Here is a 21392-nt window from a genome sequence, read left to right as displayed (position 1 = left end):
CCCCCCCCCCCCCCCCCCCCCCCCCCCCCCCCCCCCCCCCCCCCGCTCCCACAGGGATTGCACAGGCCTGACGATCACTGGTCAGCAGAAACCGGCTGCTTCAGCAGCAGCACATAAGCCATCGCTGCCACCGCCGCCACCGCAGCACTGATCAGGAACGCCGAGGCAAACGACCCGGTCTGCTGGATGCTGAACCCGGTCACGATCGGTGCCACCGAGCCTGCCAGGTAGCCACCAAAGTTCTGGATCGAGCCAAACGAGGCCACGCGCTGGCTATCGACCACAGTGTTGGCAATCATCCAGGCAGTCGAGCTGGCCATATTCACGCTGAACAGCGCGCAGCACAGCAGCGCCACGCTGAGCATGAAGCCGCTGCCGAACGACAGGGGAACGGTGAATGCCGCCGCCGCGAACAACGCCGTCACCACTACCCGCTTGCGGCTACCCAACACGCTGGCGCCGTTCTTCACCAGGCGGTCGCAGATGCGGCCCGCGACAATGGTGCCCAACGCGCCGAATACATAGGCCAGCGATACCACCCAGGCCGTCTGGTACAAGCTCAAGCCATGCTCACGTTCGAAGTAGCCCGGCAGCCAGGTAAGGTGCAGCCACAGCATGTAGATCACCCCCATGAAGCCCAGTACGGCGCCCCAGGTGCTCTTGTGGCGAAACAGCTCGGTCCAGGCCGCCAGTTGTGCCCGCAGGCTCGGCCTGGCGCTTGCCACCGGCTGTTTATGGGCCTGTGTCGCCAGCAGCCGCTCACGTTCCTCTGCAGGCAGCTCGGCCAGGTAACGCGCCTTGCTCTTGTAGAAGGCAAACCAGCAGGCGGCGACCAGGATGCCGAATACCCCGGTGACAATGAACATGCCGCGCCAGCCCCAGGTGATCATCAGCAGGGTCAGCAACGGTGGCGCCAGGCATGGCCCGATGCAGGTCGATGACAGCACGATGCCCGTCGGTGTGCCGCGCTTTTCGGCCTCGAACCACTCCGCCAGGGCTTTCGCGGCCGACGGGAACATCGGTGCTTCGCCAATCCCCAGCACCACCCTCAGGCCGATGAATGCGGAAAAACTGTTGATCAGGCCGGAGGCCGTCTGCGCCACTGACCAGCCCAGCAGTGCCGCCCCCAGCGAGATCTTGCTGCCCAGGCGGTCGATGATCATGCCCAGCGGCAGCTGCGAGAAGGCATACGCCAGGGAAAACGCTGACAGCAAAATGCCCATCTGCGACGGCGTGATGCCCATGTCGCGCTGGATAGACGTATTGGCGATCGACAGCGCACTGCGGTCGACGTAGTTGATGATGCCGATCACCAGCAACAGGCTGACGGTAATGACCTGGTACTTTTTGAACGGGTTCGGGCTGGCGACCGCTTCCCCCGAGGGGGCAAGCTCGGCTTGCGCATACTTGGTATTCATGGGCGTTCACTTTTGTTGTTATTGATTGAACAGCGGATTGGCGCCTTACATCGACGCTTCAAGCAACCCCTGGTAGTCCTCGGCAGACGCCTCACGCGGGTTGGTCCGATGGCTGTGATCGGCCAACGCGCCCTGGATTATGCGTGGGTACTGCTCTTCGCTGACACCCAGTTCGCGCAGGCCGGTCGGCAGGCCCAACGCGCGGGTCATGTCGCGGATGGCCTGTTCGATCTGGTTTTCGTCTGCCAGCCCCATCGCCTGGGCGATACGCGCCATCTTGTGCTCGTTCAGCACAGTTGCGGCCTTGCGGTTGAAGGTGATGACAGCAGGCAGGAAAATCGCGTTGAGGGTGCCATGGTGCAGGCGCGGGTTGATCCCGCCCAATGCATGGCTAAGGCTGTGCACGCAGCCCAGGCCCTTCTGGAAGGCCAGTGCACCTTGCAGCGAAGCGCTCATCATGTTGATACGGCCTTGGAGGTTCTGCGGGTCTCGGGTAGCGCTTTGGATAAAGCGCCAAGCGCGCCACAGGCCGTCCAGGGCGATGCCGTCTGCAGGTGGGTTGAATGCAGGCGCCATGAACGTTTCCAGGCAGTGAGCAATCGCATCCATCCCGGTGGCAGCGGTGAGTTGTGCAGGCAGGCCAAGGGTCAGCGCCGGGTCGCAGATGGCGGCCTTGGGCACCACATGGGGCGAAATCACGCCCACCTTGCGCCCGTCGTCGAGAATAAGGATGGCGCCCCGCCCTACCTCGCTGCCCGTCCCTGCCGTGGTTGGCACGGCAATCACCGGCGCGGTTGCCGGCGTGATTCGCGCCAGGCCACCCTCGATCACCGCAAAGTTTTTCAATGGCCCATCGTGCCTGGCACACACGGCCACACCTTTGGCCAGGTCGATCGCCGAGCCGCCGCCGATGGCGATGATGCCGTCACAGCCACACTCCTTGAACATGGCCACGGCTTCGCGCACCGCAGTCTCGTTGGGGTTGGGTGGGGTACCGTCATAGATCGGCAGTTGGGCAGCGCTGTCGGCAAAGGTGTTCAACGCCGTATCGACGATACCGGCAGCGCGCACGCCACGGTCGGTCACGATCAAAGGCTTGGTTATACCAATGCGCTCACATTCCGCAGGCAAAAGGGCAATGGCGCCGATATCGAACTGGATCTGGGTGATGTAGTTGATCAGGGACATAAGGCTCAGCAGGCTCCTGGCTTTGTTTTTCTGGGCGGTTTAGCCGCACTGGATGCGACACTGTGCAGCGCCAGTATAGGAATGCGCGCCTGGCCATGGTATTGAGAACAATCCATATCGGTATAACCAGGACGCATACCAGATGACCCCGTCACTCAATTCGATCATGTCCAGGCTGCACGCCCGTCACCTGCGCCTGCTCATCGAGCTGGACGAGCACCGCTCGCTGCTGGGTGCGGCTGGCAGCGTCGGGCTTACCCAGCCCGGTGCCAGCAAGGCGCTGCAGGAAATCGAAACCACCTTCGGCACGGTGCTGTTCAACCGCACCAACCGCGGGCTGGAGCCCACTGCCGCCGGGCACTGCGCCATCCGCTACGCGCGCGTGGTGCAAACCGATATTTCCAACCTGCGCCATGACCTGGATGCCATCCTGCGCGGTGTGGGCGGCCGGCTGGCGGTGGGCGCCATCATGGGCGCCGTGCCCTTGCTGATGCGGGCCGTATCACAGCTGGCCAGTATCCAGCCGCAGATGTCGTTCGAGATCATCGAAGACACCAGCCAGTCGCTGCTGGCACAGATCGAAAGCGGCCGGCTGGACATGGCCCTGTGCCGCACCAGTGTCAGCAACGCGCCGCAGCTGTTTGCCAGCACCTTTGTCCAGGATGAGACGCTGGCGGTCATCGCCAATGTCGACCACCCGCTCAAACACGCCCAAACCGTCAGCCTTGCCGAGTTGGCCGAAAGCCGCTGGATCGTATACCGGGCCAACATGCCGATGCGCGTGCAACTGGAGCGTGAATTCCACGACGCCGGGCTGCGCTTCCCGCTGCACCTGGTTGAAACCACCTCGATCCTGGCGACCTTGTCGCTGCTGCAGGACCGCCCCGACTTTGTGGCGTTGGTGTCGATTGACGTGGCCCGGCAATGCGCGATGAACCAGCAAGTACGCATGCTGCCCCTGGCCATGGGCTCGGTCAGCGACCCTTACGAGTTGGTCACTCGCAAAGGCAGCCAAGCGACACCGGCCATGGACAAACTTAGCGAGCTGCTTTTGCAGGGCGGACAGCCCAGTAGCAGTTAGGCGTGTTGCAGAACGCGCCAGGCGAGCCTGAGCCAAAGCACGACTACACCGGCAGCTCGGTGGTCAGCTTGATCTTTTCCATCGGCACTTCGGTCTTGACGTTCTGCACCACGCTCAGGCTGGTCAGATGCTTGATCTGGAAGCGTCGATAGGCTTCCAGGTCTGCCGCCACCACCCGCAACAGCAAGTCGCAATCGCCCGCCATCACATGGCACTCCACCACTTCGGGTAACTGGCGCACGGCTTCGACGAACGCGTCGGTGGTGTCCTGGTCCTGGCGCTTGAGCCACACCCGCACGAACAGGGTGAGGCCCAGCGCGACCTTGGCCGGGTCAACCAGTGCCACGTAGCGCTCGATCACTCCAGCCTCCTCCAACAGGCGCACCCGACGCAGGCACGGCGAAGCAGATAACCCCACCTGCTTGGCCAACTCCTGGTTCTGCAACCTGCCGTCGCGCTGCAGCGCCCGTAGGATGCGCCGATCGATGGCATCGAGCTTGATTGGCATTTATAGATCTCTTTTTCGATATTGTCGGTAGCAGATACCAAATGCTGTGTGCATCAGCGCAACTACGCAAGCCAATTCTAGCGCTCCATTGGAATAATTTACCTCCACTGGAGGTGACCATGAATACCCTTGAACCTGTACTGAACGATCCCCCTGCCACCACGCCGCAAAGCGAACTGCGCCGTGGTGCCGTTGCCGCCCTGCCGGTGCTGCTGGGGTTCATCCCTTGTGCCCTGGTACTCGGCGCGCAGGCTTCCCAGCACCACCTGGCAGCAGGCGAAGTGGCTCTGATGACAGGCCTTAACTTCGGTGGCGGCTCGGAGTTTGCCGCTGTCGAGCTGTGGACCTCACCGCCGGCAATATGGGTGATTATCGCCATGACCCTGCTGGTCAACAGCCGCCACCTGCTGATGGGCGCAACCCTGGCGCCGTACATGCGCCACCTGCCGCTGCCAAAGGCATTGGGGGCGCTGTTCTTCATGTGTGACGAAAGCTGGGCCATGGGCCTGGCCGATGCGCGCCAGCGCGGCGGGTTCAGCCTGCGCTATTTCATGGGTGTGTCGCTGTGCCTGTGGGCCACCTGGGTCACGTTCACCAGCCTCGGCGCGCAGGTTGGGCCGCTGCTCGGCGACCTGCGCAGCTATGGCTTCGACATGGCCTTTGCCGCGGTCTTCCTGGTGCTGCTCAAGGGCATGTGGAAAGGCGTACACGCCGCCGTGCCCTGGCTGTTCAGCCTCCTCACCGCCGCACTGTTCTACCTGCTGATTCCCGGTGGCTGGTACGTGCTCGCGGGCACCGTGGCCGGCCTGGTCACTGCTTACCTATGGGCCAAACCATGATTGACCTTCCTACACTGGTCACCCTCGTGGGCATGGCCGTGGTCACCTGCCTGACCCGTGCGCTGGGCTTTTTACTGCTGCGCAACCGCACCCTTGGGCCGCAACTGACGCAGGTGCTGAACGCCGCGCCCGGCTGCGTGCTGATTGCCGTAATCGCACCCAAGTTCGTTTCCGGGCACCAGGCCGACCTGATTGCGCTGGGGCTTACGGTGTACGCAGCAACGCGGTTTTCCCTCTTGCCGGTGGTGGTATTTACCATCGTGATGACGGGGGGGCTGCGCCTGTTGCTGCCGGCATGATCCGCTGCGGCATCTACGCTCCATTGACTCAAATCAAGCCCTCGCGCCGGGTTCGCGCGACGATGGCTGCAAGCAAGGAATGACTCAAGCACCGCCAGGCGCACAGTGCACAACCGTCGAACACTGCGCGCGGCCATGGACAAGGAGCCCCACATGAACCCGCTGAAACACATACTGGTAGCCACCGACCTCTCCCCCTATGCCCGCAACGCGGCAGAGCGCGCTGCCTACCTGAGCAACGCGCAACAGGCCTCACTGGACCTGCTCTACGTTGCCAACCCGGCCCCCTTCGAGCGCCTCAAGCAGTTGGTGGCGCCTGATGACGACCTGTTGAAGCGGGTACTGGACAGCGCCGGCGAAAAAACCCGCGCACTGGCAGCCCTGCTGTTCCAGCGCTACAACATTTCCGCGGGTGTGCAGGTCGCCAGCGGCTCGGTGATCACGGAAATCACCCGGGTGGTGCAGGACAAACACAGCGACCTGCTGGTATGCGGCGCCAAGGGCCAGAGCGTGGCGCGGCGCCTGCTGCTGGGTTCAACCGTGCAAAAAATGCTCAACCACATGCCCTGCCCTTTACTGGTGGTCAAGCCGGCCCCTCGTGATACCTATCGCACGGTGCTGGTGCCGGTCGATTTCTCTCCCGCTTCGCTGCGCGCCATCAAACTGGCCAGGGCCATTGCCCCACAGGCCGAAATCATTCTGCTGCATGTGTACGAAGCCCCGTTCGAAGGCAGCGTGCGTTTCGCCCATATCGACCACGGCACCCTCACCCACTACCGCAATGTCATCCGCAAGGACGCACAGGCACAACTCGCTGCATTGAGTGAGGCCGCGGGCATTGCCGATGCACGGCAGATTCTGGAGCACGGTGACCCTGGCTGGCGCATTGCCGAGCAGGAACAGGCGCTGGAGTGCGACCTGATCGTCGTCGGCAAGCAGGGTGCGAGCGCGCTGGAGGAGCTGTTGGTTGGCAGCGTTACCAAGCATGTACTGAACGAATCGCAGTGTGATGTGCTGGTCACGCCCTAGCACGCAAGACCAGCCGGGCCGCCCCCCTCAGGGGGCTGCCCGGCCTGCGTGCAGCATCACCAGGTCCCGATGTACATCCGCCCCGCACTGGAACGTGGTTTCACCCACCACTGCAAAGCCGTTGCGCAAGTAGAAAGCAATAGCCCGGCTGTTGCTGTCATTGACCGTCAACCGCAGAGCCCCCACAACGCCCTGCAGCACATCAGCCATCAGCCATCAGCCGCTGGGCCACACCCGCCCCGTGGTATTCGGGCAGCACGTAGCATTTGCTGAGCTCGGCGATGCCATCGGCAGCCGGAATGCCCAGGGGCTCTGGGGCAAGGTTGACCAGGCTGTAGCCGACGACCGTACGGCGCATCAGGCCTACCGACAGGCGCATTTCCGGTTCCCGGTTCAAGCGTTCAAAGTCGGCTGGCATCAGCGCGCCTTGGATGTAGGCGCTAATTTCCGTCGCAGGCGTATTCGCCGGGCAAGCCAGCGCAAAAGTGCGTGCCGCGACCTGGCTGATCGCATCACAATCCGCGGCCGTCGCCTGCCTGATCAAAAAATGCATGAGTTTGGCCCTGGTGTGTAAATGGCAGCCTTGCAACGGCTGAAGAAAAGCATAACACTCGCTATATACTTTTCTATACACCGATTCTCAAAAAGCCCAGATGAAACCGTGATGTACGCCCAACCCGACCTGCCACACACGACCAGCGAGGGTGCTGACGCCACTTTCGGCTCGGTCGACCACGCGCTGGGCAACCCCGGTATCCGGCGCAAGAATCACAAGCTTATTCTGCAGGCGGCCAGCGAAGCGTTTGCCGTCACCGGCTTCACCGCCACCCATTCGCACGAAATTGCCGAGCGCGCCGGGTTGCCCAAGGCCAATCTCTATTACTACTTCCAGACAAAAGAGAATTTGTACGTCCAGGTGCTGATGAGCTTCATCGAGCCGCTGGTGAGGGCCTCGGCAGCGTTGCGAAAAAGCGACGACCCGATAGTGGGCCTGCGGGCCTATGTCAAAGCCCGGATACGCATCATTCGAGAGCACCCGTTCAGCGCCGCCGTGTTCAGCCAGGAGTTGCTCTCAGGCGGCAAACGCCTACCTGAGGTGTGCAAGAACATGCTGCAGGAGGAAGCCAGGCGCAACGTTGCCTGCCTGCGCATTTGGATCGAGGATGGCCGGTTGGCGCCCTGTGACCCCGAACACCTGATGATTTTCATCTGGTCGGCAACGCGTACCTATACCAATCTTGCCTGGCAAATGTCGCAGCTCAGAGGCGTGGCTATACCTGACAAGTTGGACTTTGATCGCGCCACCCGCACGGTCACCCAGATGGTGCTGGGCGGTGTCTTACCGGTGAAGCAAACGGCTGTGACACCGCCCTGAAACTGGCTTCGTGGCCCCACAACGCAATAGTTTCCGCTCTAAACCAGGGGTTTCATCGATTACGCTGATGATGACTATCAAGCGGCCTGCCTGTCGGCCTGGCAAGGCCATCCCTATAATCGCCTGCAAATCCCTCCGCTCCTGCGCCTGCTACAGGCGCCATCCCTCATGGAACCGACCCCCATGCCAAGCAACCGCCAGGCCCCTCGCGGCCTTCCCGAACATAATCAGCAGAGCGTCACACAGCAATGGCTGGCAATCCTCTCGGTCGCCGTGGGTGCCTTCGCCCTGGTCACCAGCGAGTTCCTCCCGGTGGGGGTGCTCAACGATGTGGCCAGTGACCTCGGCATCAGTGCAGGCCTTGCCGGCCTGATGGTGACCTTGCCCGGTATCATGGCCGCGCTGGCCGCGCCGTTGATTTCCGTGGGGGTCGGCGCGCTGGACCGGCGCTACCTGCTGATCGGCCTGACGCTGATCATGATCATCGCCAACACCATCGTGGCCTACGCCGTCGACTTCAATTTGCTGTTGGTCGGCCGCGTGCTGCTGGGTGTCAGTATCGGTGGTTTCTGGGCAACCGCCATCGCCCTCAGCGGCCGCCTGGCCCCCGACGGCATGGGCGTAGCCAAGGCCAACTCGATCATCATGGCCGGCGTAACCCTGGCGACCGTAGTGGGCGTGCCCGTGGGCACCTGGCTGAGCGGCCTGATGGGCTGGCGCATGACGTTCCTGGTCACCGCACTGGTGGGCATACCTGTGCTGCTGGCGCAGGTATTCCTGCTGCCGCGGCTGCTGCCGGAAAAGGCCATTCGCATCAGCGACCTGCCGGCCTTGTTCATCAACCCACAAGCGCGGGTCGGGCTGATTGCCGTGCTGCTGATCGGCCTGGCGCACTTTGCCGCGTACACCTATGTTGCCCCGTTCTTCAAACAGAATGCCGGCTTTGACGGGCCTACGATTGGATCGCTGTTGCTGCTGTATGGCGTTGCCGGGTTCATGGGTAACATTTTCGCGGGCTACGCTGCCAACCGCAGCGTGCGGCATACCCTGATGCTGGTTGCGCTGATGATTGCTGTCAGCACCGCCCTGTTCCCGCACTTCGCCACCGGCATGACGGGCGCTGCCATGCTGATCGCGCTGTGGGGCTTCGCTTTCGGTGCGTTCCCGGCCTGCGCCAACATCTGGATGTTCGTGGTGGCACCTAAGGATGTTGAACGTGGCATGCCGCTGTTCGTAGCCATGTTCCAGGTGATCATTGCGCTGGGCTCTTTCTTCGGCGGGCAGGTGGTCGACCATATGGGCACGGCGGTGCTGTTGAGCCTGGCTACCGCGTTGGTGGGCTGTGGTTTTGTCACCGTGCTGGTGCTGGGGCGCAACGTGAGCAATAACCTTGCTGCGCAGCCGGGCTGAGCAGCTCGGCACCGAGGCGCCGCAAGTACAGCGCCGGCTTCGGCCCACGCTGTACTTGTACCAGCGACTGTCTCGCAAAAAACGTGAAACCTAGCGCGGTCATTGTGGGCGCAACTGTCTTGTTCAACTTCTAAAAGCTGGCGCGATCCCTGTGGGAGCGGGCTTGCCCCGCGAACACGGGCGAAGCCCGTGCCATCCACGGCGGTGTCTTCTTCGCGGGTGAATCCGCTCCCACAGGACTGGTGGCAGGCAGGCTTATCCCACGCCAGGTTCATCCCGCTCGGGCCGCCGTGGTTGCCTGCCGCAAATCACCGGAACCTCCGCGCCGCGAGCCCTGGCCAGCAGTTCCTCTGTGTCATCGCCCCCGGGCAGTGCAAGCAACAGATCAGGGCGACTGTCGTTAAGCATGAACAGGTTGCGCAGGCGTTCGGCCTGCTTGCCGTGCAACTGCCAGTTCGGCGGGTAGCGCACCAGATCGGCACCGTGCTCACGTGCCCAGCTTTCGATCTCGCCGCCCAGGAACTGGCTGCCACCGTGGATCAACACCCGGATCGGCCGCTGGCGCTGAACGTCATCCAGGGCCTGGCGGCAGCGCCGGGTGTCGGCATAGTTGCGTCCCGCACAGATCAGTACTCGCATGCTCTGCTCTCCTCGCCTGGCTCAGAACCACTGCCCGAAGCGGCGGATGTAAAGGGTCTTCATCCCTTGCGCGACCACGCAGTAGCCCAGCAGGGTAGCAACCAGCCAAGGGAAGTATGCCCATGGCAGCGGCACCAGGCCCACCATCGCGCCCACCGGCGAGAACGGGATGTAGATACCGAATGCCATCACCAGCCCCGTTGCCAGCACCACCGGCAGCGCAGCGGTGCTTTGGAAGAACGGCACCTTGCGGGTGCGCAGCATGTGCACCACCAAGGTCTGTGACAGCAACCCTTCGATGAACCAGCCAGACTGGAACAGCGCCTGCATCTCGACGCTATTGGCGGCGAACACAAACCACATCAGGGCAAAGGTGGTGATGTCGAAGATCGACGAAGTAGGGCCGATCCACAGCATGAAGCGGCCGATGTTGCGGGCGTCCCATTTGCGGGGCTTGCTGAGAAACTCCTTGTCCATGCGGTCCCACGGCAGCGACAGCTGGGAGAAGTCGTACATCAGGTTCTGCAGCAGCAGGTGGATCGCCAACATCGGCAGGAACGGAATGAACGCACTGGCCACCAGGACCGAGAACACGTTGCCAAAGTTGGAACTGGCAGTCATGCACAGGTACTTCATGATGTTGCCGAAGGTTTCGCGGCCTTTGAGCACCCCCTCCTCCAGTACCATCAGGCTTTTTTCCAGCAAGATGATATCGGCCGACTCCTTGGCGATGTCGGTGCCGCTGTCCACCGAGATACCGACGTCGGCATCGCGCAGGGCGGCGGCGTCGTTGATACCGTCGCCGAGGAAGCCGACCGTGTGACCATTGGCCTGCAGGGCCTTGAGCACACGTGATTTCTGCAGCGGGGTGAGCTTGGCGAAGACAGTGCGTTCCTCGACCTGAAGCTTCAGGGTGGTGTCGTCCATGCGCTCGATGTCCTGGCCGAGCAGTGGCAGGCCTGGCTCCAGGCCCACCTCACGGCAGACCTTACAGGTAACCACCGGGTTGTCGCCGGTCAGCACCTTCACCCGCACCCCCATGTCACGCAGGGCGGCAATGGCCGGGCCGGCAGTTTCCTTGGGTGGGTCGAGGAAGGTCAGGAAGCCCTGGATCACCAAGTCGCGCTCATCGTCGGTGTGGTACTGCGCCTTGCCTTCGGCCGACGGGATCTCGCGGGTGGCGACCACCAGCACGCGGAAGCCGTCCTGGTTGTAGGCATCGGCGCTGGCCAGAAGCTGCTGGCGGCGGAGCGGGTCCAGGGTAACGACACGGTCGCCCTCCTGCACATGGGTGGCGATGGCGAGCATTTCCTCGACCGCCCCCTTGCTTACCAGCAGGTGATCGCCAAGTGCATTTTTCACTACCACGGACAGGCGACGGCGGATGAAGTCGAACGGTAGTTCGTCTACCTTTGCGTAAGCGTAAGGCACCTGGAACTGGCTGTCCTGGCCAGCAAAATGCAGCACGGCCTGGTCCATCAGGTTGCGGATGCCGCTTTGGTGGTGGCTGTTGAGCCAGGCCAGTTCAAGGATATGCCGATCGCGCTGGCCATCGAAGCGCACGTGGTGTTCGAGGATGATCCGGTCCTGGGTGAGCGTGCCGGTCTTGTCTGTGCACAGTACGTCCATGGAGCCCAGGTTCTGGATGGCGTTCAGGCGCTTGACCACCACCTTGCGCCGGGCCATGGCCACAGCGCCCTTGGCCAGGTTGGCACTGACGATCATCGGCAGCATTTCAGGGGTCAGGCCCACTGCCACGGCAAGCGCGAAGAGGAAGGCATCCCCCCAGTCGCCCTTGACCACACCGTTGATCATGAACACTACCGGTACCATCACCAGCATGAAGCGGATCAGCAGGCTGCTGACGCTGTTCACGCCGCGATCGAAGGCGGTCTGGCTGCGGGAACCGGCGATGGCCTTGGCCAGCGAGCCGAAATAGGTACGTCGGCCGGTGGCGACCACCACAGCGCGCGCGCGGCCGCTGACGACGTTGGTGCCCATGAAGCAGATGTTTGGCAGCTCGAGCAGGTTGTCCGGGTTGGCGCCATGCCCGGTGGCGGACTTCTGGGCGACATTGCCCAAGGTGTCGTACTTCTCGACCGGCAGCGCTTCGCCAGTGAGCACCGCCTGGCTGATGAACAGGTCGCGCGATTCAAGCAGGCGGATATCGGCCGGGATCATGTCGCCTGCAGATAGCTGCACGATGTCGCCGGCCACCAGTTTGTCCATGGGCACTTCGCGCAGGCGCGGGGCCTGCCCGACCTGCTCGCGGCGTAGCACGGTTGCGGTAGTGCGCACCATTGCCTTGAGCGCGTCGGCGGCCTTGTTCGAGCGGTATTCCTGCCAGAAGCGCAGCAGGCTGCTAAGGCTGACCATGGTCATGATGATGATGACCTTGGTCAGGTCGGCGTCGTCCGTTTCGCCTGCGCTGACCGGCAGCCAGTAGTCGGTGACGAAGCTGATCCCGGCCAGAATCAGCAGTACATAGATGAACGGGTTATGCAGGGCCTTGAGCAATTGCACCAAGGCGTGGGGTTGCGGATCGTGGGCAACCTGGTTGGCCCCATCGCGCTCCAGGCGCTTGGCAGCTTCGTGCTCGGTCAGGCCCTGCTCGCTGGCATCGAGGTTGGCGAGGGTAACGGCCAGGCCATTGCGCGCTTCACGGGCGGCGCGGGTAGACAGGCGAGTTTCGCGTTCGGCCTTGGCCGATGAGGTGTTGCGGTGTTTGACAGTCATGTTGCTGTGCTCCTGCCGCTGCGGCGGCACGACACACAGACGTTTCACTCAGCCAGTGAACGAAGGCATGTCGGGTCGCAGAAAAATGCTGGGTTTTTCCGACAGTTGTCTGTCCGCTGCCGAGGGTCGGAAGTTGTGTCGGCAGCGAACTTTCTACTCGCGCAGTCCATGGATTGATTCCTTTTCATAAACACGGGGCAATAGTTACCCGGCAAACTTTCAACTTAGTAAGTTCGGGAGGGAAGATACCGCTGAATATCTTTTATTCAGTGAGAAGTCTGGGGGCTCAAGCGGGCATGAAGACGCGCCAGCGGCCCGCATCTACTTGGGGGCTCCTGGCTGTCGTCAGGGTACCCGTGCAGGCGGCACGGCCGGGCACGGGCCAGCTGCGGCGCAAGGCCGGCGAACAGGCGGTGTGAAGCGAATGAAGTGAGGTTCATGAGCTTGCCTCCAACCGGCAGACACCGGTGGCGGCAAGTCACGACGGAGCATCAGGCTCTGGCGCGGCTTGCCCGACCAGGGTGTCGGGACCGGTGTTCCGGTTCAAGTGCCTGACCAGGCCATACGGCAGGGGTCAGGCAGCGACTAGATACTGTGTCCATTGAATTCTTCAGTGAATGGAAAAAAGGCCCTTTCTCGGGGCGATCGAACTTTATTCAAGGGTAGTATCGAAGTCAACCCGCAAGGGGAACTTTAAATAAGTTTCACCCACTTTTAATGTAACAACGATCAGGTGCGAGTTTTACGCCCGTCGCCCGGCTACCCTTACACCCTGAACCGCCCCACCAATGCCGTCATCTCCCCCACCAGCCCCGACAGCGCCTTGCTCGCCTCGCTGGTCTGCTGCGCTCCTGTCGCCGAGTTGATCGACAGCTCGCGAATGTTCAGCAGGTTGCGGTCCACTTCCCGCGCCACCTGAGCTTGCTCTTCGGCCGCACTGGCGATGACCAGGTTGCGCTCGTTGATTTCGCCAATCGCACTGTAGATACCTTCCAGCACCTGCCCCGAGGCCAAGGTCACGTCCAGTGTCGACTGGGCGCGGTTGGTGCTGGCCTGCATCGACGCCACCGCCGCCTCGGTGCCCGCCTGCACGCGGCCGATCATCTGTTCGATTTCCTGGGTCGATTGTTGGGTGCGGTAGGCCAGCGTGCGTACCTCATCTGCCACCACCGCAAAGCCGCGCCCGGCCTCACCGGCGCGGGCCGCCTCGATGGCAGCATTGAGTGCCAGCAGGTTGGTTTGCTCGGACACCGAGCGGATCACTTCCAGTACTTTGCCGATATCCCGGACCTGCCCCACCAATTGCTCCAGGTGCGCACTGCTGGTCTGGATCTCGCGGGTCATGGCCTCGGTGCCATCGATGTTGTCGCTGACTTGCTGGCGGCTTTGTGCGGCCAGCTGGTTGGACTCGCTGGTGGTTTGCGATGTAGTGATAGCGTTGCGCGCAACTTCCTCCACGGCCGTGGTCATTTCGGTCACAGCAGTAGCTGCCTGCTCCAGCTCCTGCCCCTGCTGACGCAGGTTGCTGGCGCTTTCCTCGGTAACCGCGTTCAACGCAGTGGCGGCTGCGTCCAGCTGCCGGGCACAGTGGTTGATCTGCCCCAGGGTGTCGCGCTGGCTCTGCTGCATACGCTGCAGTTCATGGAATAGCTGGCCGATCTCGTTGTTGCCCTGCCCTTGCACCGGCACGCTCAGGTCACCACCGGCAATGCGCTGGAAGTGCCGACCGGCTTCACGCAGCGGATGCAGCACTCGCTGGGCAATGAAGGCCCAGCACAGTGCAGCCAGCAGCAAGGTCACCCCTAGCAGCCCCAGGCTCAGCATTTGTGCACGCGCCAGACGACGGTCTGACTCCAGCATGATCTGCTGGCCACGTTCGCTCAGTACGCCAACCAGCTGCTGGCGTAGCGCTTGCAGTCGGCCCATGGCATTGCCGGCATCGATGTTGACCTTGAAGTACTGCTCCAGCGAACGCTGGCGGGTCGCTTCGCGCTGCCCGGCTACCGCCTTGGCATATTCGGCAAAGGTAGCCTGCAGCTCGGTTGCCAGCGTGCGAAGGGCTGGCTCGCGGACATTTTCAACGAACTCGTCGACCAGCTTCTGGCTCTTGTCGTTCAGCTCGACTGACAGCGCCATGCGCTTGCCTGCACTCTCGTCATGGCCGCCCAACTGCTCGATGAAGCCCGAGGACACATTGGCGCTGGAACGGATTGCCATCAACAACGCATTGTTCAACCGGTCCGACTGGTGTGCGGTCTGGTCCAGTTCGGTGATCTGCTGACCGCTGCCCACGGCTGCCCGCCAGGCACTGACGGTGGAAAACAGCAGGGTCAGGCTGAACAACGACAGCACCCAGAACATTCCGGTACGTATCTTGAGGTTGGCAAGCATGCGGGCAGTACTCCTTATTGGCACCACTTCTGGTCGAAATTCGACGGTGGGTGTGCTGCTATCGGAGGTACCGGCGCAGGCTTGAGGCGCAGGAAGCAGGTTATGGGCGATAACCGAACAGATGTTGCCGGGCGCAGGCTGCGCCGCGGCCAACCTCAGCGATCGAGGAAATTGACTACCGTCTGCGCGAAGGCCTGCGGTTGGTCCAGCATGACGAAGTGGAAGCTGCCATCGATACGTTTGAAGCTGATGTTTCGCGTCCCGGCATAGGCGTTTGCGAAGGTTGCATCGACGCTGGTAGCGGGTATGCCATACAAGGGGTCATAGGCATAGACGACCTGCACCGGCGCCTGGATATCGCCAAGCTCCGGGCGCAGGTCGGTGGTCATCAGTTCATAGGTAGCGTCGGCTACCGCCTTGCGGTCCGAGCGCAGCGCGGCCTCTACCAATGCGGGCCTGGCCGCAGCGGTCTTGGCCAGCCGGTCAATGGCCGCACGCTGCATGGCTTCGGCCTGCGCTGCCGGGGCCAGCAGCATCCCATCACGGAATGTGGCAGCCTGGGGTGCAGCCGTTTCGGCAGTGGCCGTGGGGTCCATCAATAACGTGTAAAACGGCAGCGCATCGACAACCATCAGCCGCCCGACCTGCTCCGGGTGGCGTGCGCCAAGCATCAGCGCCACCTCACCGCCCAGCGAATGGCCAATGATGGCCGGCGCCTCAAGGCGCTGGCTACGGATATAGTCAGCAACCGCCTCGGCTACAGGAGCGGCCACGCGCCCGTCCACAGCGGGCACGGCAGGCGAACCGGCAAAGCCTGCAACCTGCACAAGGTGCAGGCGATGCTGCTGGCGCAGTGTGCTGGCGAGCCCCGCCCAAACCTCACGGGAAGAGGCCAGCCCGGGGATCAGGATGACGTCCGGCCCGGTGCCCTCGACCTTTACCGAAATACGTTCGCCCGCTACAGGCACTGGCTGGCTTGGCGCAGCCAATGCCGAGCCCAGCGACAAGCTGGTCCCGATTGCTGCAAGCAGGGTGCGTATGCGCATGGTCGCCATTCCTTTGACTTCAACGGAGAAAAGCCCGCCACTATAAAGCGCACGGCAACCCATGGGAAAACTATCATTTGCAACCCGCTGCGCTGCACCGTTAAAGTCGTGGCCTGGGCGCCGGCTGCGCCTGCGGTCCGCGCAAAGGGGTTGCCCGAGCCATGCTTCACTCCATTTCCATACCAGCTCCCGGCTTGTCGGCGGACCGAGCCCCAAAGGAGTTGGCATGCCCGCCATCAATGCTTCCCGCCACCACGGCTTGCTCGACCTGCCCGCCTTGCGCAAACGCGCCAAGCGCTTGCTGACCGAACTGAAAACCCACCAAGCCGACGACACCCGCGAGCAATTGCGCACGCTTGGCCTGCCCGGCCCCGACTACCGGCTTGCCGATACCCAATGGCTGGTGGCCCGCGAGGCCGGTTTTGCCAGCTGGCCCAAGCTCAAGGCCCATGCCGATGCCGTGGCTTTTGCAGCACGCCACCCCGGTTTTTCTGCCGATGACGAGGCTAACGTGCAGCACTGGCGCTGCGGCAACGACATCGCCCACAGCTTGCGCACCGCCGGGTTTGCCGGCGCTTTCCAGATGTTCGACGACCCCATGGTGATGGGGCCTGTACCGGCACGGCCTGATGAGCAGTACTGGCAGGTTCGCAGCGCCTACGTTCAACAAGCGTTCCGGCTGAGCCCCCAAGACCTTGAACAGCGCCAGGCAGCACAACGTAGCGCATTGGCAGGGCTTAACCGCGACAGCGAAATTGTGCTGTGGTGCGAGGCCGACGCTTACGACCAGCTGTTCCTGATTCGCGTACTCGCCAGCCTGCCTGGCCTGCCGCGTCGGCTGGAGCTGATCGAAATTGACCAGGTGCCCGGCATCGAGCGCTTTATCGGCATTGGGCAACTGGCCCCCGACCTGCTGGCTTGGTTGTGGCCGCAACGTCGCGCGCTGGGTGAGGATGCATTCGCCCTGGCCCGCGAGGCATGGGCGGCCTACACCGCACCCAATCCAAAAGGCTGGGCGAGCCTCGCTGGCCACGCACACCCGGCCTTGCCGTTGCTGGGCGGGGCATTGGCGCGCCAGCTGCAGGAGCTACCGGGGGCACATGACGGTTTGAGCCTTACCGAACGCCTGCTGCTGCGCGTGCTGGCTTCACGCGGCGCGCTACCGGCCGGCCGCGTGTTTGGCCAGTTGATGATGCAGGATGACCCGCTGCCTTACCTCGGTGACCAGATGTTCCATGTGCTGCTGCAGCCGTTGATCCACGCGCCACACCCGCTGCTGGTTGAAGGCCCGGGAGAAGCTTGGGCGCAGCGACTGCTGCGGCTGACGCCGCTTGCCGAGCAAGTGCTTGCAGGCAAGGCCCACTGGCTGGATCACAACCCTGCGCAGCGCTGGGTTGGCGGGGTGCTGGTGGATGCGGCTGACAGGCCTTGGGTAGTGACCGAACAAGGCGAGGTGTGGCAACGCCGATAACCTGCTCAACCGCAGGGCCGCTGTGCGGCCCTGCGCCGGCAAGCCAGCTCCCACCTGGACCGCATTGACCTCAGGTCTTGCATGAATGCTGTGGGGGCTGGCTTGCCGGCGATGAGGCCAGTCCAGGCGGCACCAGACAATTGAATCCCCGTGGTCGTGACATCACCTTTCTGCTGCCTGCGCCAGGCGCTGGGTGGCCTGCCGGAGCTCATCGACATCCAGCGAAGCAAAACCCAGGCGCAAGGCATTCTCGGCATGACCAAACGGCGAGAACTGGCGACCGCTGCGCACCACCAGGTCCAGCTCCAGTGCCTTGTCGACCAACTGATCCACATTGATCGTGTCGGCAAACCGCACCCACAGCGCCAGCCCACCTTCCGGCTCCTGCACGGTAATCTGCTCGCCAAACGCATCGTGCAGGCAAGCCAACAGGGTCTGCCGACGCCGACGGTACTCGCGGTTGACCCGGCGCAAGTGCTTCTTCAGCTCGCCATCATTGATCAAGTCCGCCAGCATCCGCTGCATCACCGCATCGCCCTGCCCCAGGGTCAGCGTCGCCCTGCGCTCCAGCACTGCCGTTACCTCCACCGGTGCGACGATATAACTGCAACGGAACGTGCTGCCCAAGGGCTTGGACAGTGTGCCGATGTAAATCACATGCCGCTGCTGCCGGTCGCTGGCCAAAGGCAGATAGGGCCGCCCGGAAAAGTGGTACTCGTAATCGTAGTCTTCCTCGACCACGCAGAAATCGTGCAGCCGCGCCAGCTCCAGCAACTGCTGCCGGCGCCCGGCTGGCAAGCTGACCGTGGTCGGAAACTGGTGATGGGGCGTCAAATACATCATCCGCACCTTGTGCTGCCGGCACAGGGCATCGATCTGGTCCACCCGGCAACCCTCATGGTCCAGGTCCACGGTCACCAGTCGGGCCCCCAGCTGGCGGAAAATCTCCCACGCCGGCGGATAACTCAGGCGCTCGACCAGCACCGCATCCCCCGGCTTGAGCAACACGCTGGCCAACAGTGATAGTGACATCTGCACACCCTGGGTCAGGCAGATATGCTCGGCGCCAACGTTCAGGCTGCGGTTGTGCCTGAGCATGTCGGCCAAGGCGGCGCGCAGGTAGAGGCTGCTGCAATCACTGCCGTGGCGCACGCTGTTGCTGGCAAAGCTGTTGCGCAGGGCATTGCGGTAATAGCGATGCAGAACAGCCTGGGGCAGCAGGCGATGGTCACAGGCACCGTTGTCGAAGAACAAGGCCTCTGGCCGCCCCTGCTGCGCTGCCGCCCGTTCGTTTGCCTCGAAATAGGCAACGGCGGGCTCCTCTGGCAGCGCCAAGGCGAAGGAGCGCGAGGCGGCGGGCGCCGTGATTGTGCCAGTCGCCAGCTGCTGGCTGACGAAGGTACCCCGGCGCTGCACGCTCTGCAGCCAGCCTTTGGTTTCGGCTTCCTCATAGGCAAGGATCACCGTTTTGCGGTTGACGTTCAGCAGTTGCGCCATCTCCCGCGTGCCCGGCAACGGCGTGCCAGGGCGCAGGCGGCCCTCGCTGATCGCGGCCACCAGGCCTTCGACGATCTGCCGGTATGAAGCCTGCGCGCCATCGAGCCTGAGCAGTGGCTGCCATTTGCGAAGCTGGACCATGTGAATTATCCAAAACTGGAGGTTCTGCTGGTCCTGGACTATAGCAACAATCGAACCTTCAATTGCCCCGAGGTGTTCATGCAAAACCGCCACGTCATCGAATTGTCGCCCTCGGGCAAAACCTTCGAAACCCGCCAGGAACTGCTGCTCGACGCCATGCTCGCCAGCGGCCTGCCGGTACCGTTCTCCTGCCGCCGCGGCGCCTGCGGGTCCTGCAAGGTCAAAGTCGTGTCGGGGCGGTATCAGGACAAGCAGCGAGATGCGGACACCCCCGCGCCCTCCTACCCCCTGGCCGCCGATGAGATGCTGCTGTGCCAGAGCCACGCCTGCAGCGACATGCGTCTGGAGATCCCCGGCTGGTCGCTGGACGCCCCGTCGCTGGCGTTTCACGCACAGGTTCACAGCAAGCGCGAACTCAGTGCAGATATCGTCGAACTGGTGCTGCAACCGGCTCAACCACTGGAAGTGCGGGCCGGCCAATACGTGAGATTTCGGCTCGACAACGGTGACAGCCGCTGCTTCTCCATCGCCAACCTGCCCGCTCAGGATCAGGGGCAACTGGTGTTTCACATCCGTAAGGTCAGCGGCGGCGTGTTCACCGAAGGCCTGCTGCCCACCCTGCAAGCAGGCGCTGTACTGAAGCTTGAGGGGCCGGTGGGCGCCTGTACCTGGCAGCATGAAGACCAACGCCCGCTGGTGCTGTTCGCCACCGGCACAGGTTACGCCGGCATCAAGCCATTACTGCTGACGGCCATGGCCCACGCTGCCGAGGTCACGCTGTACTGGGGTGGTTCATCGACGGCGGACTTCTATGACCGCGCGTTTCTCGAACAGGCCAGCCTTGAATACCCCCACTTTCGCTGGCACCCGGTGCTCTCGGCTGAGGCACGCGTGCAGCAGGTGGCGCTGGGCCAGGCGCATCGGTGGGCCGACACCCAGGTCTACGCGTGCGGTAATGCCACGATGATCAGCCAGGCCCGCGAGCAATGCCTCGCCGCAGGCGTGCCACCCCACCGTTTTGTCGCGGAGGCCTTTGTCGCCAGCGGCGCACTGGCGCCCCAGCTTTCAACCGCCAACACACTGCACCCAGAGCTGGAAAAGGTCGGCCCGCGTTACTCACTGGATGGCATGCTCGCTGCCCGCGAGCAGTCAGTACGGGCCGTGGCCGCGATCGCCAGCCAATTGCACGTCGGCATGACCACCGCCCAGGCACTGGAGATGGCGGCGCAAACACTGCAGGCAATGGGCGCGTCCCACACCTGGCACCCCACCTACATCCGCTTTGGCGACGACACCGTACGTACACCGCGCCAAGGCATCGACCCGGATCGTGTATTACGTACTACGGACATTGTCGTGGTCGATGTCGGCCCGGTTTGGGATGGCTACGAAGGCGACTATGGCGACACCTTCGTGTTTGGCCAGCACGAGCTGCACCACGCCTGCGTCAAGGCACTGCACGCGGTGTTCGACGAAACCCGCCTGGCGTGGGGCCGTGGGTTGACCGGACGCGAGCTCTATGACTTCGCCGAACGCAGTGCCCAGGCCAAGGGCTGGCAGCTGGAACGCAACCTGGCCGGGCATCGCGTCGCCGACTTCCCGCACGTACTGTATGGCCAGGACAAGCTGGCCGAGGTGGAAATCGTCCCGAGCGAAGTGGTGTGGGTACTGGAAATACAGTTGTGCCACCCCACCGAACCGATCGGGGCGTTTTTCGAAGACATCCTGATTACGTTTACAGACATGGACGAGCAATATGCAAATACGCAACCTCACCCCCGATGACCTCCCCCACGTCAGCGCCTTGTGCCTGGACGCCTTCACGCAGGCGGTCGCACCCTCGCTGTCTGCGCAGGGTGTCGAAACCTTCACCAGGGTGGCAGCGCCACAAGCCTTTGCCGAGCGCATGCAAGGTGACAACCTGATGCTCGCCTGTGTCGCGCAGGGCGCTATCGCGGGGCTGATCGAGCTCAAGGAAGGCCGCCACGTTGCGATGCTGTTCATTGCTCCGGGCTGGCAACGCCAGGGCATCGGCACGCGCCTGATGAATGCAGCGCTGGAACATGCCCGGGTTGACGTGGTGACGGTCAAGGCGTCGTTGTCTTCGGTGCCGGCCTACCAACGCTACGGTTTCACCCTGGCAGGCGAAGTGGGCGAATTTGAGGGACTGGTCTACCAGCCAATGGAAAAGCGCCTGCCGACAGTGTAGGCGCGCCCGTGTGGCGCAGGGATGCCTGGCTTTCAGCTGATGCGGGCATTGCTGCCCCTGCCGGATGGGCAGGCATGAAAGCACCGCGCGCCATGGCAAAAGGGTGCAGGGATTG

The 21392-nt window shown here is 63.0% G+C and carries 19 protein-coding genes; 9 read left to right on the top strand and 10 right to left on the bottom strand.

The genetic code is table 11. The features are described from left to right. Positions 1 to 74: 74 nt before the first annotated feature. Positions 75 to 1418, bottom strand: a complete 1344-nt coding sequence (locus ACK1VC_RS19605) for an MFS transporter (RefSeq protein WP_016486158.1) — start codon at positions 1416 to 1418, stop codon at positions 75 to 77. A 45-nt stretch (positions 1419 to 1463) separates the two neighbouring features. Continuing rightward, positions 1464 to 2606 carry an iron-containing alcohol dehydrogenase gene (locus ACK1VC_RS19600; RefSeq protein WP_191087517.1) on the bottom strand — a complete coding sequence of 381 codons (1143 nt, stop codon included), beginning with the start codon at positions 2604 to 2606 and terminating at the stop codon, positions 1464 to 1466. A 142-nt stretch (positions 2607 to 2748) separates the two neighbouring features. Here ACK1VC_RS19600 and ACK1VC_RS19595 point away from each other — a divergent pair, with 142 nt between their 5' ends. Continuing rightward, positions 2749 to 3687: a LysR family transcriptional regulator gene (locus tag ACK1VC_RS19595; RefSeq protein ID WP_102689626.1), complete on the top strand. Its 939-nt coding sequence runs from the start codon at positions 2749 to 2751 to the stop codon at positions 3685 to 3687. A gap of 43 nt (positions 3688 to 3730) precedes the next feature. On the opposite strand, the gene ACK1VC_RS19590 is transcribed toward ACK1VC_RS19595, so the two are convergent. Next, positions 3731 to 4195, bottom strand: coding sequence for an Lrp/AsnC family transcriptional regulator (locus ACK1VC_RS19590; protein ID WP_095114899.1), 465 nt, complete (start codon positions 4193 to 4195; stop codon positions 3731 to 3733). A 119-nt stretch (positions 4196 to 4314) separates the two neighbouring features. Between ACK1VC_RS19590 and ACK1VC_RS19585 the strand changes: the two genes are divergently transcribed. The 3 genes from ACK1VC_RS19585 to ACK1VC_RS19575 all read left to right on the top strand — a co-directional run bounded on the left by ACK1VC_RS19585 (position 4315) and on the right by ACK1VC_RS19575 (position 6362). Next, entirely contained in the window at positions 4315 to 5034 is a 720-nt protein-coding gene (locus ACK1VC_RS19585) for an AzlC family ABC transporter permease (RefSeq protein WP_191087516.1), read from the top strand. Further along, positions 5031 to 5333, top strand: coding sequence for an AzlD family protein (locus ACK1VC_RS19580; RefSeq protein WP_191087515.1), 303 nt, complete (start codon positions 5031 to 5033; stop codon positions 5331 to 5333). Before ACK1VC_RS19585 ends, ACK1VC_RS19580 begins: the two co-directional genes overlap by 4 nt. Positions 5334 to 5486: 153 nt before the next feature. After that, a complete protein-coding gene (locus tag ACK1VC_RS19575) occupies positions 5487 to 6362 on the top strand; it encodes a universal stress protein (RefSeq protein WP_095114897.1) in 876 nt (291 codons plus the stop codon). A 27-nt stretch (positions 6363 to 6389) separates the two neighbouring features. On the opposite strand, the gene ACK1VC_RS19570 is transcribed toward ACK1VC_RS19575, so the two are convergent. Next, positions 6390 to 6572 (bottom strand): hypothetical protein, encoded by a 183-nt coding sequence (locus ACK1VC_RS19570; RefSeq protein ID WP_224372477.1) that lies wholly within the window; start codon positions 6570 to 6572, stop codon positions 6390 to 6392. Next, positions 6565 to 6780, bottom strand: coding sequence for a GNAT family N-acetyltransferase (locus ACK1VC_RS19565; protein ID WP_224372475.1), 216 nt, complete (start codon positions 6778 to 6780; stop codon positions 6565 to 6567). The genes ACK1VC_RS19570 and ACK1VC_RS19565 overlap by 8 nt, the downstream gene beginning before the upstream one ends. A gap of 246 nt (positions 6781 to 7026) precedes the next feature. Here ACK1VC_RS19565 and ACK1VC_RS19560 point away from each other — a divergent pair, with 246 nt between their 5' ends. Together ACK1VC_RS19560 and ACK1VC_RS19555 are read left to right on the top strand one after the other, a co-directional pair. Next, entirely contained in the window at positions 7027 to 7737 is a 711-nt protein-coding gene (locus ACK1VC_RS19560; protein WP_191087860.1) for a TetR/AcrR family transcriptional regulator, read from the top strand. A 183-nt stretch (positions 7738 to 7920) separates the two neighbouring features. Next, positions 7921 to 9147: an MFS transporter gene (locus ACK1VC_RS19555; RefSeq protein WP_024717803.1), complete on the top strand. Its 1227-nt coding sequence runs from the start codon at positions 7921 to 7923 to the stop codon at positions 9145 to 9147. A 255-nt stretch (positions 9148 to 9402) separates the two neighbouring features. Here the strand turns inward: ACK1VC_RS19555 and ACK1VC_RS19550 are convergent, their stop codons facing one another. The 4 genes from ACK1VC_RS19550 to ACK1VC_RS19535 form a co-directional block, all read right to left on the bottom strand. Next, positions 9403 to 9786 carry a DUF2493 domain-containing protein gene (locus ACK1VC_RS19550; RefSeq protein ID WP_016486148.1) on the bottom strand — a complete coding sequence of 128 codons (384 nt, stop codon included), beginning with the start codon at positions 9784 to 9786 and terminating at the stop codon, positions 9403 to 9405. Between the two features lie 21 nt (positions 9787 to 9807). Further along, positions 9808 to 12522: a magnesium-translocating P-type ATPase gene (gene mgtA, locus ACK1VC_RS19545; protein ID WP_191087514.1), complete on the bottom strand. Its 2715-nt coding sequence runs from the start codon at positions 12520 to 12522 to the stop codon at positions 9808 to 9810. A gap of 765 nt (positions 12523 to 13287) precedes the next feature. Then, on the bottom strand, positions 13288 to 14913 hold the full coding sequence (locus ACK1VC_RS19540) for a methyl-accepting chemotaxis protein (RefSeq protein ID WP_016486146.1): 1626 nt from the start codon (positions 14911 to 14913) through the stop codon (positions 13288 to 13290). 155 nt (positions 14914 to 15068) lie between these two features. After that, positions 15069 to 15959: an alpha/beta fold hydrolase gene (locus tag ACK1VC_RS19535; protein ID WP_016486145.1), complete on the bottom strand. Its 891-nt coding sequence runs from the start codon at positions 15957 to 15959 to the stop codon at positions 15069 to 15071. A 226-nt stretch (positions 15960 to 16185) separates the two neighbouring features. On the opposite strand from ACK1VC_RS19535, the gene ACK1VC_RS19530 reads away from it, so the two are divergent. Beyond that, entirely contained in the window at positions 16186 to 17430 is a 1245-nt protein-coding gene (locus ACK1VC_RS19530) for a DUF1835 domain-containing protein (RefSeq protein WP_191087513.1), read from the top strand. A 162-nt stretch (positions 17431 to 17592) separates the two neighbouring features. Here ACK1VC_RS19530 and pdxR read toward each other — a convergent pair whose 3' ends face one another. Beyond that, positions 17593 to 19068, bottom strand: coding sequence for a MocR-like pyridoxine biosynthesis transcription factor PdxR (pdxR, locus tag ACK1VC_RS19525; protein WP_016486143.1), 1476 nt, complete (start codon positions 19066 to 19068; stop codon positions 17593 to 17595). On the opposite strand from pdxR, the gene ACK1VC_RS19520 reads away from it, so the two are divergent. Beyond that, a complete protein-coding gene (locus ACK1VC_RS19520; RefSeq protein WP_060518577.1) occupies positions 19069 to 20853 on the top strand; it encodes an NAD(P)H dependent flavin oxidoreductase family protein in 1785 nt (594 codons plus the stop codon). After that, a complete protein-coding gene (locus ACK1VC_RS19515) occupies positions 20825 to 21277 on the top strand; it encodes a GNAT family N-acetyltransferase (RefSeq protein WP_060518579.1) in 453 nt (150 codons plus the stop codon). Before ACK1VC_RS19520 ends, ACK1VC_RS19515 begins: the two co-directional genes overlap by 29 nt. The last annotated feature ends 115 nt before the right edge of the window (positions 21278 to 21392 follow it).

Source organism: Pseudomonas sp. XP2, from assembly GCF_053557975.1.
This window is presented reverse-complemented; position numbering and strand designations above follow the sequence as displayed.